The sequence below is a fragment of the Streptomyces sp. NPDC012474 genome, from assembly GCF_042955185.1.
Classification (GTDB): domain Bacteria; phylum Actinomycetota; class Actinomycetes; order Streptomycetales; family Streptomycetaceae; genus Streptomyces; species Streptomyces cahuitamycinicus.
In genome coordinates, this window is sequence record NZ_JBIBEP010000001.1 from 648,371 (window position 1) to 662,867 (window position 14,497).

Annotated in this window: 13 protein-coding genes; 8 read left to right on the forward strand and 5 right to left on the reverse strand. The window is 73.5% G+C overall.

Features of this window, described 5'->3' with window-relative positions; all coding sequences use genetic code 11:
* Window positions 1-94 precede the first annotated feature (94 nt).
* Window positions 95-487: a winged helix-turn-helix transcriptional regulator gene (locus tag ACFY9S_RS02865; protein ID WP_391121937.1), complete on the forward strand. Its 393-nt coding sequence runs from the start codon at window positions 95-97 to the stop codon at window positions 485-487.
* Here the strand turns inward: ACFY9S_RS02865 and ACFY9S_RS02870 are convergent.
* On the reverse strand, window positions 425-1,084 hold the full coding sequence (locus ACFY9S_RS02870) for a class F sortase (RefSeq protein ID WP_391121940.1): 660 nt from the start codon (window positions 1,082-1,084) through the stop codon (window positions 425-427). The two genes, ACFY9S_RS02865 and ACFY9S_RS02870, sit on opposite strands and share 63 nt — an antisense overlap.
* 111 nt (window positions 1,085-1,195) lie before the next feature.
* On the reverse strand, window positions 1,196-1,717 hold the full coding sequence (locus ACFY9S_RS02875) for a hypothetical protein (RefSeq protein ID WP_391121943.1): 522 nt from the start codon (window positions 1,715-1,717) through the stop codon (window positions 1,196-1,198).
* A 268-nt stretch (window positions 1,718-1,985) separates the two neighbouring features.
* Between ACFY9S_RS02875 and ACFY9S_RS02880 the strand changes: the two genes are divergently transcribed.
* Complete coding sequence (locus tag ACFY9S_RS02880) at window positions 1,986-2,603, forward strand: NAD(P)H-dependent oxidoreductase (protein ID WP_391121946.1); 618 nt, start codon at window positions 1,986-1,988, stop codon at window positions 2,601-2,603.
* Between the two features lie 71 nt (window positions 2,604-2,674).
* On the opposite strand, the gene ACFY9S_RS02885 is transcribed toward ACFY9S_RS02880, so the two are convergent.
* Window positions 2,675-3,091: a gamma-glutamylcyclotransferase gene (locus ACFY9S_RS02885; protein ID WP_391121949.1), complete on the reverse strand. Its 417-nt coding sequence runs from the start codon at window positions 3,089-3,091 to the stop codon at window positions 2,675-2,677.
* A 139-nt stretch (window positions 3,092-3,230) separates the two neighbouring features.
* Between ACFY9S_RS02885 and ACFY9S_RS02890 the strand changes: the two genes are divergently transcribed.
* Window positions 3,231-4,877, forward strand: a complete 1,647-nt coding sequence (locus tag ACFY9S_RS02890) for a M4 family metallopeptidase (RefSeq protein ID WP_391121952.1) — start codon at window positions 3,231-3,233, stop codon at window positions 4,875-4,877.
* Window positions 4,878-5,046: 169 nt separating this feature from the next.
* Here ACFY9S_RS02890 and ACFY9S_RS02895 read toward each other — a convergent pair whose 3' ends face one another.
* Entirely contained in the window at window positions 5,047-5,757 is a 711-nt protein-coding gene (locus tag ACFY9S_RS02895) for a GntR family transcriptional regulator (RefSeq protein ID WP_391121955.1), read from the reverse strand.
* Window positions 5,758-5,871: 114 nt separating this feature from the next.
* On the opposite strand from ACFY9S_RS02895, the gene manD reads away from it, so the two are divergent.
* From manD to ACFY9S_RS02920, 5 genes are read left to right on the forward strand one after another with little or no spacing between them, the layout of a single operon-like run.
* Complete coding sequence (manD, locus tag ACFY9S_RS02900; RefSeq protein WP_391121958.1) at window positions 5,872-7,080, forward strand: D-mannonate dehydratase ManD; 1,209 nt, start codon at window positions 5,872-5,874, stop codon at window positions 7,078-7,080.
* 5 nt (window positions 7,081-7,085) lie between these two features.
* Window positions 7,086-8,450 (forward strand): mannitol dehydrogenase family protein, encoded by a 1,365-nt coding sequence (locus ACFY9S_RS02905; RefSeq protein WP_391121961.1) that lies wholly within the window; start codon window positions 7,086-7,088, stop codon window positions 8,448-8,450.
* 44 nt (window positions 8,451-8,494) lie between these two features.
* Entirely contained in the window at window positions 8,495-9,889 is a 1,395-nt protein-coding gene (locus tag ACFY9S_RS02910; protein WP_391121964.1) for an MFS transporter, read from the forward strand.
* Window positions 9,886-10,989: a zinc-binding dehydrogenase gene (locus tag ACFY9S_RS02915; RefSeq protein ID WP_391121967.1), complete on the forward strand. Its 1,104-nt coding sequence runs from the start codon at window positions 9,886-9,888 to the stop codon at window positions 10,987-10,989. The genes ACFY9S_RS02910 and ACFY9S_RS02915 overlap by 4 nt, the downstream gene beginning before the upstream one ends.
* A gap of 26 nt (window positions 10,990-11,015) precedes the next feature.
* On the forward strand, window positions 11,016-12,038 hold the full coding sequence (locus tag ACFY9S_RS02920; RefSeq protein ID WP_391121970.1) for a PfkB family carbohydrate kinase: 1,023 nt from the start codon (window positions 11,016-11,018) through the stop codon (window positions 12,036-12,038).
* Here ACFY9S_RS02920 and ACFY9S_RS02925 read toward each other — a convergent pair.
* Window positions 11,995-14,424: a molybdopterin-dependent oxidoreductase gene (locus tag ACFY9S_RS02925; RefSeq protein ID WP_391121974.1), complete on the reverse strand. Its 2,430-nt coding sequence runs from the start codon at window positions 14,422-14,424 to the stop codon at window positions 11,995-11,997. The genes ACFY9S_RS02920 and ACFY9S_RS02925 overlap by 44 nt on opposite strands.
* Window positions 14,425-14,497 lie beyond the last annotated feature (73 nt).

Sequence of the window (14,497 nt, forward strand, 5' to 3'; positions counted from 1 at the left end):
CTCGTCGCAGGAGAGCGCCTGCTCAAGTACGTACTTTGGAGTGGGTGGTTACCCCGGGGGAAGGGTCCAGGCAGCGAAGGGGAGGGGACCGGGCATGGGGACGACGGGACGGCGGCCGGGTGCGTACGTCTGCGGGATCGACGCGGCGATGGACCTGATCGGCGGCAAGTGGAAGGTGCTGATCCTCTGGGCGCTGAACGAGCGGCCCTGCCGCTTCGGCGAGCTGCGCCGGGAGCTGCCGGGCGTCACCGAGAAGGTGCTCGCCTCGCACCTCAGGGAGATGGAGGGCGACGGCCTGGTGCACCGTGAGGCGTACGACGAGGTGCCGCCGCGTGTGGAGTACTCGCTGACGCCCCGGGGCGTGTCCCTGAACGAGGCACTGGAACCACTGGGGGCGTGGGGGAGGGCCAACGTCCTGGGCGTGTCACCGGCTCCCGGTCAGATGCGCGAAGACGACGACGTTCCCCTGGTATCCGGTGCCGCGTGAGTAGGTGCCGCCGCAGGTGATGACCCGCAACTCGGGGCGGCGGGCCGCGCCGTAGACCTTCTCGTCGGGGAAGTCCTTCGCGGCGTGGACCTCGACGGCGTCCACGGTGAACACCGCGACGCTGCCGTCCCGCCGGTCCACCTCGATCGTGCTGCCCCTGGCCAGGGCGCCGAGGTCGTAGAACACGGCGGGGCCGTCGGCGTTGTCGACGTGTCCGGCGACGATCGCCGTGCCCCGCTCACCGGGGGTCGTGCCGGCCTCGTACCAGCCGGCGAGGTTCTTCTCCGCGGCGGGCGGTACGTCGAGACTGCCGGTCTTCGTCAGGCCCAGCCCGGTCAGCGGCGCGTTCACCCGGATCGCCGGGATGCGGATCCGGTCGGGCGGCGAGGGCGGCAGCGCGGGCGCGGCGGGCGACTCACCGGCCCGGCCGTCCAGCCCGGCGCGGGCCTGCGCGGCGGACGGCTGCGGCGGGGCGTGCGTCCCGGCGCCGTCGCGCAGCAGCCACACCCCGGAGCACAGGGCGAACACCGTGACGGCGGCCATGGCGGCGTTCGCGGGATCGCGGAGGCCGCTGCCGATCCTGGGGAACCTGCGCATACCCACCCTTTTCTGATGCCCGGCCCCGTGCCCCCTCCGGGCCGCGAGGGGCGTCGGACCCGGAGGGGGAGGGGACATGCGGTACCGGCGACGGACAGCGGAGGGTGTCCGTCAGATCCCGTCGCCTCTCGCCCGGCGATGCAGGAGCCAGGTACCGCCCGCGGCGGCGACGGCGAGAGCCGCCACACCGGCCGCGGTCTGCACGGGGTCGGGGCCCAGAGCGCCGCCGACCCCCGTCTTCACACTGCCCCGGGGATGGACCTGTTCGCGCACCGGCGTCAGCGTGACCACCAGGTCCCCGGTGATCCGCCGGCCGCTGCCGGTGCAGGTCGCGGTGATCTCGTACGTTCCCGGCTGCGCGCTCGGCGGCACCCGGAACCGCCCGGTCGCGTCCGGCCCGTGCGCGTCCGGAGCCAGGCTGAGGGAACCGGCCCCGACCGCGCCGGCGTCACCCGTCGCCGAGCCGCCGTCGCCGCAGGCCGCCGTGCGTACCGTGACCTGCCCGCCGGGCACGACCGAGGCCGGGGACATCTCCAGGCCACCGGCGGACGCGCCGTACGCGGGGGTGGCGGCGAGGGCCGCGGCGGCGACGGCGAGCGCGGTACCGGTCAGCGGCGGGGTGGTGCGTCGCATCGGTGCTCCTTCGAGCGGTTCGGTCTGCGCCTGCCCTTCCGAGGTAACGGGCAGCTGGACGACCGCGCTTGCTGAAGGGGCGTCAGGATTGGGGTGAATGGGTGTCAGGCACGGGTGAACCGGGTGCCGTCTACGGCCGTTTCGGCAGGTCACGGGCGTCCGGCGGACGAGGTGCGGAAAAGCGCGGGGCGCGCGTGTGAACGGGTGACCCGGTTGTACGCGGCCGATGCTTGACCTCAAGTTTGGTTGAGGTAAGAGGCTGTGCCGCATGAAGACAACCGCTCCCGATCCGGCCGCCCTGCCCCGGACCGCCCCCGACCCGCTCCGGCTGACCCTCGTCGTGGGCAGCAACCGGCACGGCCGCTTCGGCCCCGTCGTCGCCGACTGGCTCCTCGCCCGCATCCGGGACCGGGACGACCTGGTCGCCGAGGTCGTGGACGTCGCCGGGGCCGCGCTGCCCATGTCCCTCGAACCGACCCCGGAGGCGACCGCCGCGCTGTCCGGCATCACACCGAAGCTGGCCCGCGCCGACGCGTTCGTGGTCCTGACCCCCGAGTACAACCACTCCTTCCCGGCGGGCCTGAAGAACCTCGTCGACTGGCACTTCACCGAATGGCAGGCCAAGCCCGTCGGGCTCGTCTCCTACGGCGGTCTTGCCGGTGGCCTGCGCGCCGCGGAGCATCTGCGTCAGGTCTTCGCGGAGCTCCACGCCGTGACGGTCCGCGACACCGTTTCCTTCCACAACGCCGGGGCCTCCTTCGACGACCAGGGCGCCTTGCGCGACCCGTCCGGGCCGGACGCGGCGGCGAAGGCCATGCTGGACCAACTCGTGTGGTGGGGCCGCGCGTTGCGGGAGGCCAGGGAGAGGCGCCCGTACGGGGGCTGAGCCGGCCTCAGCCGTACCAGAACCTCACGCCGGACGGGCCCGCTCACCCTGGGCCCGCTCACCCGATCCCCTCACACCCGCCCCCGCCAGTCCCCGCCCTCGATCGCCCGCCCCCGGGCCCGCAGCCGCGTGGCGACGGCGGGGGCGGCCACGTACACCCAGGCCCGGACGGCCGCCCCGTCCGCTGCCCGGACGACCTTCCGCTCGACGCGTTCGTACAGACTGCGCGGGTCCCCCGGCACGTACTCCTCCAGCCGGTCCAGCTCGGCGAGCAGCCCTTCGTACGCCTCCGGCAGCGCGGTCACCAGCTCCCCGCTGACCGTGCCGCCGCCCGGCTCCTCGACGGCGTACGGGTAGCCCGGCCCGGCGTACAGCACCGCGTCCGCGAGCTTCCCCGGCTCCTCCTGGCGGGTGCGGCCACGCAGGAAGAGGTCGTGGTTGACCTCCCCCGGGCGGAGGGTGCCGTAGACGAAGAAAGGGAAGGTCACACGAACGATTCTGCACCCTCACACACCTGCACAACGGCGCTATGGACATGCCATGCCCGCGCCGCCTTAACTCGCGGTCAACATCAACGCCGCCCCCGGTCGACCCCACGCGACCGGGTGCGCCCGTATGAGGAGACCGATGAGTCGGATACGTCATGTCCGCGGTTCCCGCCTCGCCCTCGCCGGTGTCGCCCTCACCGGCACCACCGCACTGCTGGCCGCCGTCCTCTCCCCGGCCGCCGGCGCGGCGGACCGGCCGACCAGGTCCGGTGCGATCGAGGACGCGGAGGCGGTGCTCGCGGACCGGGCCGGAGCCCTGGGCCTCACCTCGGCCCAGGAGACCGAGGTCCGGGACGTCGTCGTCGACGAGGACGGCACCCGGCACGTCCGCTACGACCGCACCTACCACCGGCTCCCGGTCCTCGGCGGCGACTTCGTGCTCCACCAGAACCCGGACGGCACCTACCGCGGTACGAGCCGCGCGACGACGTCCGCGCTCTCCCTGGCGAGTGTCACGCCGAAGGTGGCCGCTCCGAAGGCCGCCGACCTCGCGGCGAGCCTGCTGCGCGCCGCGCACCTCGGCGAGACCCTGAAGAGGCTGACGGCCAAGCCGCGACTGGTCGTCGACGCCCTGCACGGCGCCCCGAAGCTGGCCTGGCAGACCGACGCGGTGGCGCACGACGAGCTCGGCAACCCGGTCGGGCGCACGGTGCTGACCGACGCGACGACCGGCGCCCGGATCGACGCCTGGGACTCCCTGGAGTCGGCCTCGGGCGACGGCAAGTCCCTCTACGGCGGCACGGTCCCGCTGGAGACGACGGCGTCCGGCTCGTCGTACGGGCTGAAGGACGCGACACGCGGCGGCACCTACACCGGCGACGCCGAGAACAAGACGGACCAGTGCCTGCTGACCATCTGTCTGACCCGCGCCCCCGCGACGCTCTTCACGGACGCCGACAACCGGTGGGGGACGGGTACGACCGCCGACCGGTCCACGGTGGCGGTGGACGCCCAGTACGGCACCGACGTCACCTGGGACTACTACAAGAAGGTCCACGGCCGCGCCGGCATCGCGGGCGACGGCAAGGGCTCCTTCAACCGCGTCCACTACGGCAAGGACTACAACAACGCCTTCTGGGACGACAACTGCTTCTGCATGACGTACGGCGACGGCGACGGCAAGCTGATGGGCCCGCTGGTGTCGCTGGACGTCGCCGCGCACGAGATGTCCCACGGCGTCACGTCCAAGACGGCGGCGCTGACGTACTCGGGCGAGTCCGGCGGCCTGAACGAGGCCACCTCGGACATCTTCGGCACGCTGGTGGAGTTCCACGCGTCCAACGCCGAGGACCGGGGCGACTGGCTCATCGGTGAGAAGGTCGTCCGCTCCGGCCTCGGCCGCGACGCCCTGCGCTTCATGGACAAGCCGTCCAGGGACGGGAAGTCGGCGGACTGCTGGAGCGAGAAGCTCGGCGACCTCGACGTGCACTACTCCTCCGGCGTCGGCAACCACTTCGCCTACCTGCTCGCCGAGGGCAGCGGCAAGAAGACCCTCAACGGCGTCGCCTACAACTCCCCGACCTGCGACGGTTCCACGGTGACCGGCATCGGCCGGGCCAAGCTGGGCAAGATCTGGTACCGCGCGCTGACGGTCTACATGACGTCCTCGACGGACCACGCGGACGCCCGCACGGCCACCCTGAGCGCGGCGAAGGACCTCTACGGCGGCGACAGCACCGAGCGGAAGGCGGTGGCGGCGGCCTGGAAGGCGGTCGCCGTCGGCTGAGCCGCGCTTCGATTCCCCCAACGGGCGGGTTCGCGTCATGGGACGCGGGCCCGCCCGGCGCCGTGACGCGGCGTTACGCCCGCGCCGTGAGGACGCGTTGCGCCCGCGCCTGAGGCCGCGTTACGCCCGCGCCGTGACGTCGCGTTACGCCCGGCGCCCTGTGGACGCGCTACTCCCAGACCACCACGTTGCGCCGCACCGGCACGGACGAAGAGCCGGTGGCGAAGAGCTCGGGTGAATGGGCCCGGATGCGCTCGATGTCGCTGAAGACGGCGCGCAGGTGGGTGCGCATGGCGGCGCGGGCCGTCGGCAGATCGCCGCCCACGACCGCGTCGAAGATCTCCCGGTGCTGGTCGGCGAAGACCGCCGGGGACACGTTCTCGTGCAGGCCGAGGCGCCGAGCCCGGTCCAGGTGCCCCTTGGCCGCGGCCACCGTGGTCCACACGCCGCCGTGCCCGCTCAGCCGCATCAGGCCGTGGTGGAAGGCCTCGTCCAGCTCGAAGAACTCCTCCAGGCCGAGGGGCGCGCGCTCCTGGCGGGCGAGGTTGTCGCGCAGTTCCGCCACGACCGACTGGTCGAGATCGGGCGGCAGTGCGTCCAGCGAGGCCATCTCGACGGCCTCCCGCAGGAACTGCGCGTCGGCGACCTGCGCCGGATCCACCCGCGAGACGAACGACCCGATCTTGGGGAAGATCTGCACCAGCCCGTCCTGGGCCAGCAGGATCAGGCTCTCCCGCACCGGGGTGCGGCTCACGCCGAGGGAGGCCGCCAGCTCGTTCTCCGACAGGGCGGTACCCGGGGGAAGTTCGAGGGTCAGCACCATCTGACGCAGCTTCAGGTAGATGGAGCGCCGGCTGGTCCGCCGGTTCGTGTGGGCCATGTGTACATCCTACGTATCGCAGAGGGGGTCTTGCCCGACTGTGCGACAGCTGCTTGTATACAAGTACTGCACGACAGGACTGCCCGCTACCGGCCGCCGTAAGGAGAGCCCTCCGTGAGCACAATCGAGCGCGTCGAGGTCCTCGTCGCCTCCCCGGGCCGCACGTTCGTCACCCTGCGCATCACCACCTCGGACGGAGTGACCGGTCTCGGCGACGCCACCCTGAACGGGCGGGAGCTGGCCGTGGCGAGCTACCTGCGCGACCATGTCGCCCCGCTGCTGACCGGCCGGGACCCGGCCCGGATCGAGGACACCTGGCAGTACCTCTACAAGGGCGCCTACTGGCGGCGCGGCCCGGTCACCATGACGGCCGTCGCAGCCGTCGACACCGCCCTGTGGGACATCAAGGGCAAGACGGCCGGACTCCCCGTGTACGAGCTGCTCGGCGGCCGGTCCCGGGACGGCGTCCTGGTCTACTCGCACGCCAGCGGCACCGACGTGCCCTCCCTCCTCGACGACGTCCAGCGCTACCTGGAGCTCGGCTACCGGGCCGTCCGCGCCCAGGCGGCCGTACCCGGCGTCGGCGGCACCTACGGCGTCCGCAAGGGCGGGCTCTACGAACCGGCCGCGACCGATCTGCCCGACGAGCAGCCCTGGGACACCGAGGCCTACCTCGGCTTCGCCCCGACGTACCTGGAGGCAGTGCGGGAGCGCTTCGGGTTCGGCTTCCACCTGCTGCACGACGTGCACCACCGCCTCACCCCGATCGAGGCGGCACGCTTCGGCAAGAGCGTCGAGTCCTGCCGGCTGTTCTGGATGGAGGACCCCACCCCGGCCGAGAACCAGGAGGCCTTCCGCCTCATCCGGCAGCACACCACGACCCCCATAGCCGTCGGTGAGGTGTGCAACTCCATCTGGGACGTCCAGCACCTGATCACCGAGCAGCTCATCGACTACGTACGCACCACCGTCGTCCACGCCGGCGGCATCACCCACCTGCGCCGGATCTTCGACCTCGCCGCGCTGTACCACGTCCGCACCGGCTCCCACGGTGCCACCGACCTCTCCCCGGTCAGCATGGCGGCGGCCGTGCACCTCGACATCGCCGTGCCGAACTTCGGCATCCAGGAGCACATGGGACACCCGGACGAGGCCGCCGAGGTGTTCCGCACCGGTGTCACCTTCGCCGACGGCATGCTGCACCCCTCCGACGAGCCGGGCCTCGGCGTCGAGTACGACGAGAAGGCCGCCGAGCGCTTCCCGTACCAGCGGCGCTACCTCCCGGTCGCACGCCGGCTCGACGGGTCGGTGCACGACTGGTGAGCGGCATGCCCCGGCTGAACCGCGCCACGCTCGGCGCCCTCCCGCCCGCGGCCCGCCCCCGCGTCGACCCCGCCGAGCTGCGCACCCGCGTCGTCCACTTCGGCATCGGTGCCTTCCACCGGGCCCACCAGGCCGTCTACACGGAGAACGCCGCCGCGCGCTCCGGCGAGCCCTGGGGCATCGCCGCGGTCGCGCCCCGCACGGCATCGACCGCCGACGCCCTGCGCGCCCAGGACTGCCTGTACACGCTGACCGAGCGCAGTCCCGGGGGCGGCATCCCGCGTGTCGTCGGTGCGCTCACCGGCGCGCACGTCCTCGGCCGGGACGCGGCGGACGTCGACGCCCTGCTCGCCGACCCCGCCGTGACGGTCGTGACGCTCACGATCACGGAGAAGGGCTACCTGGCCACCGGCCCGGACACCGTGATCGGATGCCTGGCCACCGGACTGACCGCGCGGATGCGCTCCGGCGCCGCCCCGGTCAGTGTCGTGTCCTGCGACAACATGGCCGGCAACGGCGCCGTGCTGCGGACCGCGGTCCACGACGCCGTGCGCGCCACCGGCGGGGCGGACACGGAGCGGATCCTGGAACTGCTGGACCGGCACGTGACCTTCCCCGCCACCGTCGTGGACCGGATCGTGCCCGCCACCACCGCGGCCGACCTCGCGGACACGGCCACCGCACTGGGCGTCCACGACGCCCTGCCGGTGAGCGGCGAGCCCTACCGGCAGTGGGTACTGGAGGACCGCTTCGCCGCACCGCGTCCGCCCTGGGAGTCCGACGGGGCCCTCGTCGTCCCGGATGTCGCGCCGTACCAGCTGACCAAGCTGCGACTGCTCAACGGCTCGCACTCCGCCCTCGCTCCTCTCGGGATCGCGGCGGGCCTGGGCACCGTCGCCGAAGCGATGGCCGAGGACTGGGGCGAGCGGCTGGTCAGGGCCCTGTGCGCCGAGGTCGCGCCCACGCTGCCGGACGGCGGCCCGGACCCCGGCCGCTACGCCGACGACCTGGTCGCCCGCTTCCGCAACCCGGCCATGCACCACCGGCTGCGCCAGATCGCCTCGGACGCGTCGCTGAAGATCACCGAACGCTGGCTGCCGGCCCTGCGCTTGCTGCGCGAGCGTGGCGCACCCACCCCCGTCCTCGAACTCGCCCTCGCGGGCTGGGTGCACCTCACCCGGGGCCCCGGCATCCCGGATCCCGCCCGGGACGCTCTCACCGCCTGCTGGCGCGACGCAGCGGGCGACGAGGCCGTCGTCCGCGCGCTGCTCACCACCGTCGGGGCCTGCGACCTCGCCGACGACTCCGCGCTCGTCACCGCCGTCGTCCGGCATCTCCCCGCCCTGCGCGCCGGACTCGTGGACGTCTGAGCGCGCCCCTTCTCCCGACTGTCCGCCGAACAACGGAGTTCACGATGAAGGACACCACGACCACGGCCGAGCCGGACGGCGCCGTGCGACGCAGTACCCGGGACCTGACCAAGGCCGCCGTCTCCGGCTGGCTCGGCACGGCCATGGAGTTCATGGACTTCCAGCTGTACTCGCTGGCCGCCGCCATCGTCTTCAACAAGATCTTCTTCCCGGACGTCAGCCCCGCCATCGGCCTCATCGCCGCGATGGCCACCTACGGCGTCGGCTACGTCGCCCGTCTCGCCGGCGCGGTCTACTTCGGCAGAATGGGCGACCGGCTCGGCCGCAAGAAGGTCCTGACGATCACCATCCTGCTGATGGGCGCCTCCACCACCCTCATCGGCGTACTGCCCACCTACGGGACCATCGGCATCCTCGCCCCCGTCCTCCTCGTGGCGCTGCGGCTGGCCCAGGGCTTCGGAGCGGGGGCGGAGATCGCCGGCGCGACCGTGATGCTCGCCGAGTACGCCCCGGGCAAGCGGCGCGGACTGGTGTCGTCGCTGGTGTCGCTCGGCACCAACTCGGGCACCCTGGCCGCATCCGGGCTCTGGGCGGTGCTGCTCGCGGTGCTCAGCGAGGACCAACTGCTGTCCTGGGGCTGGCGGCTGCCCTTCCTGATGAGCTTCGGCCTGCTGCTGTTCGCGGTCTGGCTGCGGCGCAACCTCAAGGAGAGCCCGGTATTCGAGGAGCGGCCGGACGTCGTGGACGGCGTGGCGATGAGCCGGCGCGAGGTGGAGTCGGCCGTCACGGCGGGCGCCGGCGGTGACACGGGGCTGCTGGAGGCGGGCCTGAAGCAGCGCAAGGGCCGGGCCTTCTTCCTGGCACTCGGGCTGCGCTTCGGGCAGGCCGGCAACTCCGGGCTGATCCAGACCTTCCTCGTCGGCTACATCGCGACCGAGCTCTCGGCCGATCGTTCCGTGCCCACCGACGCCATCGTGTACGGGTCGCTGCTGGGCTTCGTCACGGTGCCGGTCGTCGGCCTGCTCGGCGACCGTTTCGGACGCCGCTCGGTGTATCTGGCCCTCACCTCGCTCACGGCCCTCTCGGCCTTCCCGCTGATGATGCTGATCACCTCCGGCAGCACGCCCGCCCTGATGCTCGGCATGATCCTCGGACTGAACGTCGGCGTCCTCGGGCTCTTCGCGCTGGAGAGCGTGACCATGGCCGAACTCTTCGGCTCCCGCACCCGGTTCACCCAGCTCGCGCTGGCCAAGGAGATCGGCGGCGTCCTCGCCACCGCGGTCGGGCCGGTCCTCGCGGCGAGCCTCACCGCCGCCACCGGCAGCTGGTGGCCCATCGCGGCGATGCTCGTCGTCTACTCCCTCATCACCCTCGTCAGCGCCCTGCTCTCGCCGGAGACGCGCGGACGCGACCTCGTCCGGCTGGAGGACGCCGTATGACCCGTACGGACAACGCCATGAAAGCCGTCGTCGTGCACGGCGCCGGCGACGTCAGGATCGACGAGCGGCCACGGCCCGTGCCCGCGCCGGGGGAGGTGCTGCTCGCCATGGAGTGGGGTGGCATCTGCGGCTCCGACATCGCCTACTGGAAGAAGGGCGCCTCCGGCACCGCCGCCCTGACCCACCCCCTGGTCCTCGGCCACGAGGTCGCCGGCCGTATCGCCGCCGTGGGCGCCGGGGTGAGAGGACTCGCCGAGGGAGAGCCGGTGACCGTGCACCCGGCGCAGCTCGTCGGCCGGCTCCCGGAACGGCTCGCGGGGCGCACCAACCTCCACCCGCACGTCCGCTACTTCGGTTCGGCGGCCCACACCCCGCACACCGACGGCGGGTTCAGCGAGTTCCGTACGGTTCCGGCGGCCCAGGTCAGGCTCCTGCCCGGCGGCGTCGGCACCGAGTCGGGCGCCCTGGCGGAACCGCTGGCGGTCGCCCTGCACGCCGTGGGCCGGGTCCCGTCGCTGAGCGGCCGTACGGTCCTGGTCAACGGGGCCGGCCCGATCGGGGCTCTGGTCGTCGCGGCCGCCAAGCACCACGGGGCGCGGGAGGTGGTCGCCGCCGATCTGTCCGCCGCGTCGCTCGACGTGGCCCGCCGGATGGGCGCGGACGCGACATTCGACGTATCCCGGGGCGAGGAACTGCCGCGGGACGCCGACGTCGTCTTCGAGGCGTCCGGCGCACCGGCCGCACTGGGGCCGGTCCTGCGTGCCACGGCCCGCGGCGGCACCCTCGTGCAGGTCGGCAACCTGCCGGGCACGGCCGAGCCCGCCGCCCTGGGTGACCTGGTCACCCGTGAGATCACCTGGATCGGCTCCTACCGTTTCGTCGACGAGATCGACGACGCACTGCGGGCCCTGCGCGACGGTTTGGACGTCTCCCCGGTGATCAGCCACCGCTTCCCCCTGGACCAGGCCGCACAGGCCCTCGCGGTCGCGGCCGACCCGGCGAGCACGAGCAGCAAGGTGATGCTGCGGCTCGGCGGGGGCACACCGGCCGCCGAGCGGCTCGGCGGCACCTCCGGCCGCCGTCCGACAGCACACCCGTAGTCCCGCCGTTCCCGCAGGAGAACACCGTGCCCCACCCGACCGCCGTATCCCCCGAGCACGCGCCCGCGGACGTCGTGTGCCTCGGGGAGACGATGGCCGTCCTCAGTCCACCTGACTCACGCCCGCTCGCCGGCCAGCCCGTGCTCCGCCTCTCCGTCGGCGGCGCCGAGTCCAACGTGGCCTGCGGTCTCGCCGCGCTCGGGCACCGCACCGCCTGGCTGAGCCGCGTCGGCGATGACGCGTTCGGGCAGCGCATCCGCGCCGAACTCGCGGCCCGGGGCGTCGAGGTGGGCGGCGTGGGCGTCGACCCGGACCGTCCGACCGGCGTGTACTTCAAGGATCCGGCCCCGGGGGCGACCCGGGCCCTGTACTACCGGAGCGGATCGGCCGCTGCCCACATGGGACCCGAACTGGCCCATGAGCCAGGGCTGCGAGGGCCGCGCGTCGTGCACGTGTCGGGCATCACCGCGGCGCTGTCCGACAGCTGCGCCCGGCTGCTGGAGGAGATCGTCGTCCGCCGCGGCCCCTGGGACCCGGCCGGGGCCCGGCCGGTTGTCTCCTTCGACGTCAACCACCGCCCCGCCCTGTGGAGCGGGCGCGGGGCGGACGCGGCTCGGGTGCTGCGGGACCTCGCCCGCGCCGCCGACCTCGTGTTCGTGGGGCGTGACGAAGCCGAGGCGCTGTGGGGCACCGCGCACCCCGACGCCATCGCGAGCCTGCTCGCTCCCGCACCGCTCGTCGTCGTCAAGGACGCCGGCCACGGCGCGACCTCCTACGCGGCGGGCGAGGTCACCGTCGTCCCGGCCCGGGAGATCGAGGTGGTCGAGCCGGTCGGCGCGGGGGACGCCTTCGCCGCCGGGTATCTCTCCGGCGTGCTGCGGGACCTCGACGAGGCGTCCCGGCTGCGCCTCGGCCACCTGACGGCGGCCACCGCCCTGCGCAGCCGCGACGACATGCCCGGTCTCGCCGGGCCACCGGCCTCTCGGCAACGCCGGGCAGCCCCCGTCACGCTCCCCGGACCGCCTCCAGCCGCACCGCGCACGCCTTGAACTCCGGCATCCGGGAGGTCGGGTCGAGCGCGGGGTTGGTGAGGGTGTTGGCGCGGCCCTCGCCCGGCCAGTGGAAGGGCATGAAGACGGTGTCGGGCCGGATGGCGTTCGTGATCCTCGCGGGCGCCACGGCCCGGCCCCGCCGCGACACGACGGCCACCGGGTCCCCCTCGGCCGCTCCCAGCCGGGCGGCCAGCCTCGGGTGCAGCTCCACGAACGGGCCGGGCGCGGCGGCGTTCAGCTCCGTCACGCGCCGGGTCTGCGCCCCGGACTGGTACTGCGCCACGACCCGCCCGGTGGTGAGCAGCACGGGGTACTCGTCGTCGGGTTCCTCGGCGATCGCACGGTGGACGACGGGGACGAACCGGGCCCGGCCGTCGGGGGTGGCGAAACGGTCGAGGAAGAGGCGGGGCGTGCCGGGGTGCTCGCCCGGTGTCTCCCCGGCGGGGCTGCCGGGCTGGGCGTCCGGGCTGTCGCCGGCCGTTTCCCTGGTGCGGCTGCCGGGCTGGGCGTCCGCGCCTTCAGCGGCCGTCTCGTCGGTGGGGTTGCCGGGCTGGGCGTCCGGGCTGTCGCCGGTCGTGTCCTGGGTGGGGTTGCCGGGCTGGGCGTCCGGGCTGTCGCCGGCCGTTTCCCTGGTGCGGCTGCCGGGCTGGGCGTCCGGGCCGTCACCGGCCGTGTCCCTGGTGCGGCTGCCCGGCTGGGCGTCCGGGCCCTGACCGGCCGTCTCCCCGGTGGGGCCGCCGGGCCGGGCGTTCGCGCCCTCACCCGCCGTGTCCCCTGTCGCCGGGCACGGCCAGAACACCCCGTTCTCCTCCACCAGCCTGCGGTACGTGATCCCCGAGTAGTCCGCCGCCCCGCCCGCCGACGCCCGGCGCAGCTCCTCGAAGACCTCCTCCGGGTCGGTCGGGAAGCCCTTCTCCACGCCCAGGCGGGCGGCGAGTTCGTGCAGTACCTCCAGGTCGCTGCGGATGCCCTCGGGCGGGGTGATCGCCCGGCGTCGCAGCAGGACCCTGCCCTCCAGGTTGGTCGTCGTGCCCGTCTCCTCGGCCCACTGGGTGACCGGCAGGACCACGTCCGCGAGCGCCGCCGTCTCCGACAGCACCACGTCGGCGACGGCCAGGAAGTCCAGCGACCTGATGCGCTCCTCGATGTGCGCGGCACGCGGCGCCGACACCACCGGGTTGGAGGCCATCAGCAGCAGCGACCTGATGTCGGTGCCCAGCGCGTCCAGCAGCTCGTAGGCACTGCGCCCCGGGCCGGGCAGACTGTCCGGGTCGACACCCCACACCCCGGCGACATGGGCCCGCGCGGCCGGGTCGTCGAGCTTGCGGTAGCCCGGCAACTGGTCGGCCTTCTGCCCGTGTTCGCGCCCGCCCTGCCCGTTGCCCTGCCCGGTGAGACAGCCGTAGCCGGACAGCGGGCGGCCCGCCCGGCCGGTCGCCAGGCACAGGTTGATCCACGCGCCGACCGTGTCGGTGCCCTTGGACTGCTGCTCGGGCCCCCGGGCGGTGAGCACCATCGCCGACTCCGGCTCGCAGAACATCCGCACGGTCTGGCGGAGTTGAGGAACGGACACCCCCGTGATCCGCTCCACGTACTCCGGCCAGTGCGCCATCGCCGCCGCCCGGGCGTCCTCCCAGCCGGCCGTGCGCTCCCGGACGTACTCCTCGTCCACCCGCCCCTCGGCGATCACCAGGTGCAGCAGGCCCAGGGCGAGCGCCAGGTCCGTGCCCGGCCGGGGCGCCAGGTGCAGGTCCGCGTGCTCGGCGGTCTTCGTGCGGCGCGGGTCGATCACGATCAGCGTGCCGCCGTTCTCCTTCAGCTCGGTGAAGAACCGCAGCGACGGAGGCATGGTCTCCGCGAGGTTCGACCCGACGAGGATCACGCAGCCGGACTTCGGGATGTCCTCCAGCGGGAACGGCAGCCCGCGGTCGAGACCGAACGCCTTGATGCCGGCGGCCGCCGCCGACGACATGCAGAAGCGCCCGTTGTAGTCGATCTGGGAGGTGCCGAGCACGACCCGCGCGAACTTGCCGAGCGTGTACGCCTTCTCGTTCGTCAGCCCGCCCCCGCCGAACACCCCGACCGCGTCCGGCCCGTGCTCCGCGCGCGTGCGGCCCAGCCCCGCGGCGATCCGGTCCAGCGCCTCGTCCCAGGAGGCGGGCACCAGCGTGCCGCCACCGTCGCGCACCAACGGGGAGGTCAGACGGACGTCGCTCGCGAGCACCGCCGCGGACGTACGGCCCTTGCCGCACAGCGCGCCCCGGTTGACCGGGAAGTCCGTGCGCTCGCTCACCTCGACGGTCCCGTCCGGCGTGGGCGTCAGGTTCATCCCGCACTGCAGGGCGCAGTACGGGCAGTGCGTGGGCGTCGCGGTGCTCTGCATACCGTTCAGCGTGCGTCGGCCGTGTTACGCCCGGGACGGTTCCCTGTTACGCGGCCGGGACGGCAACCTCCCC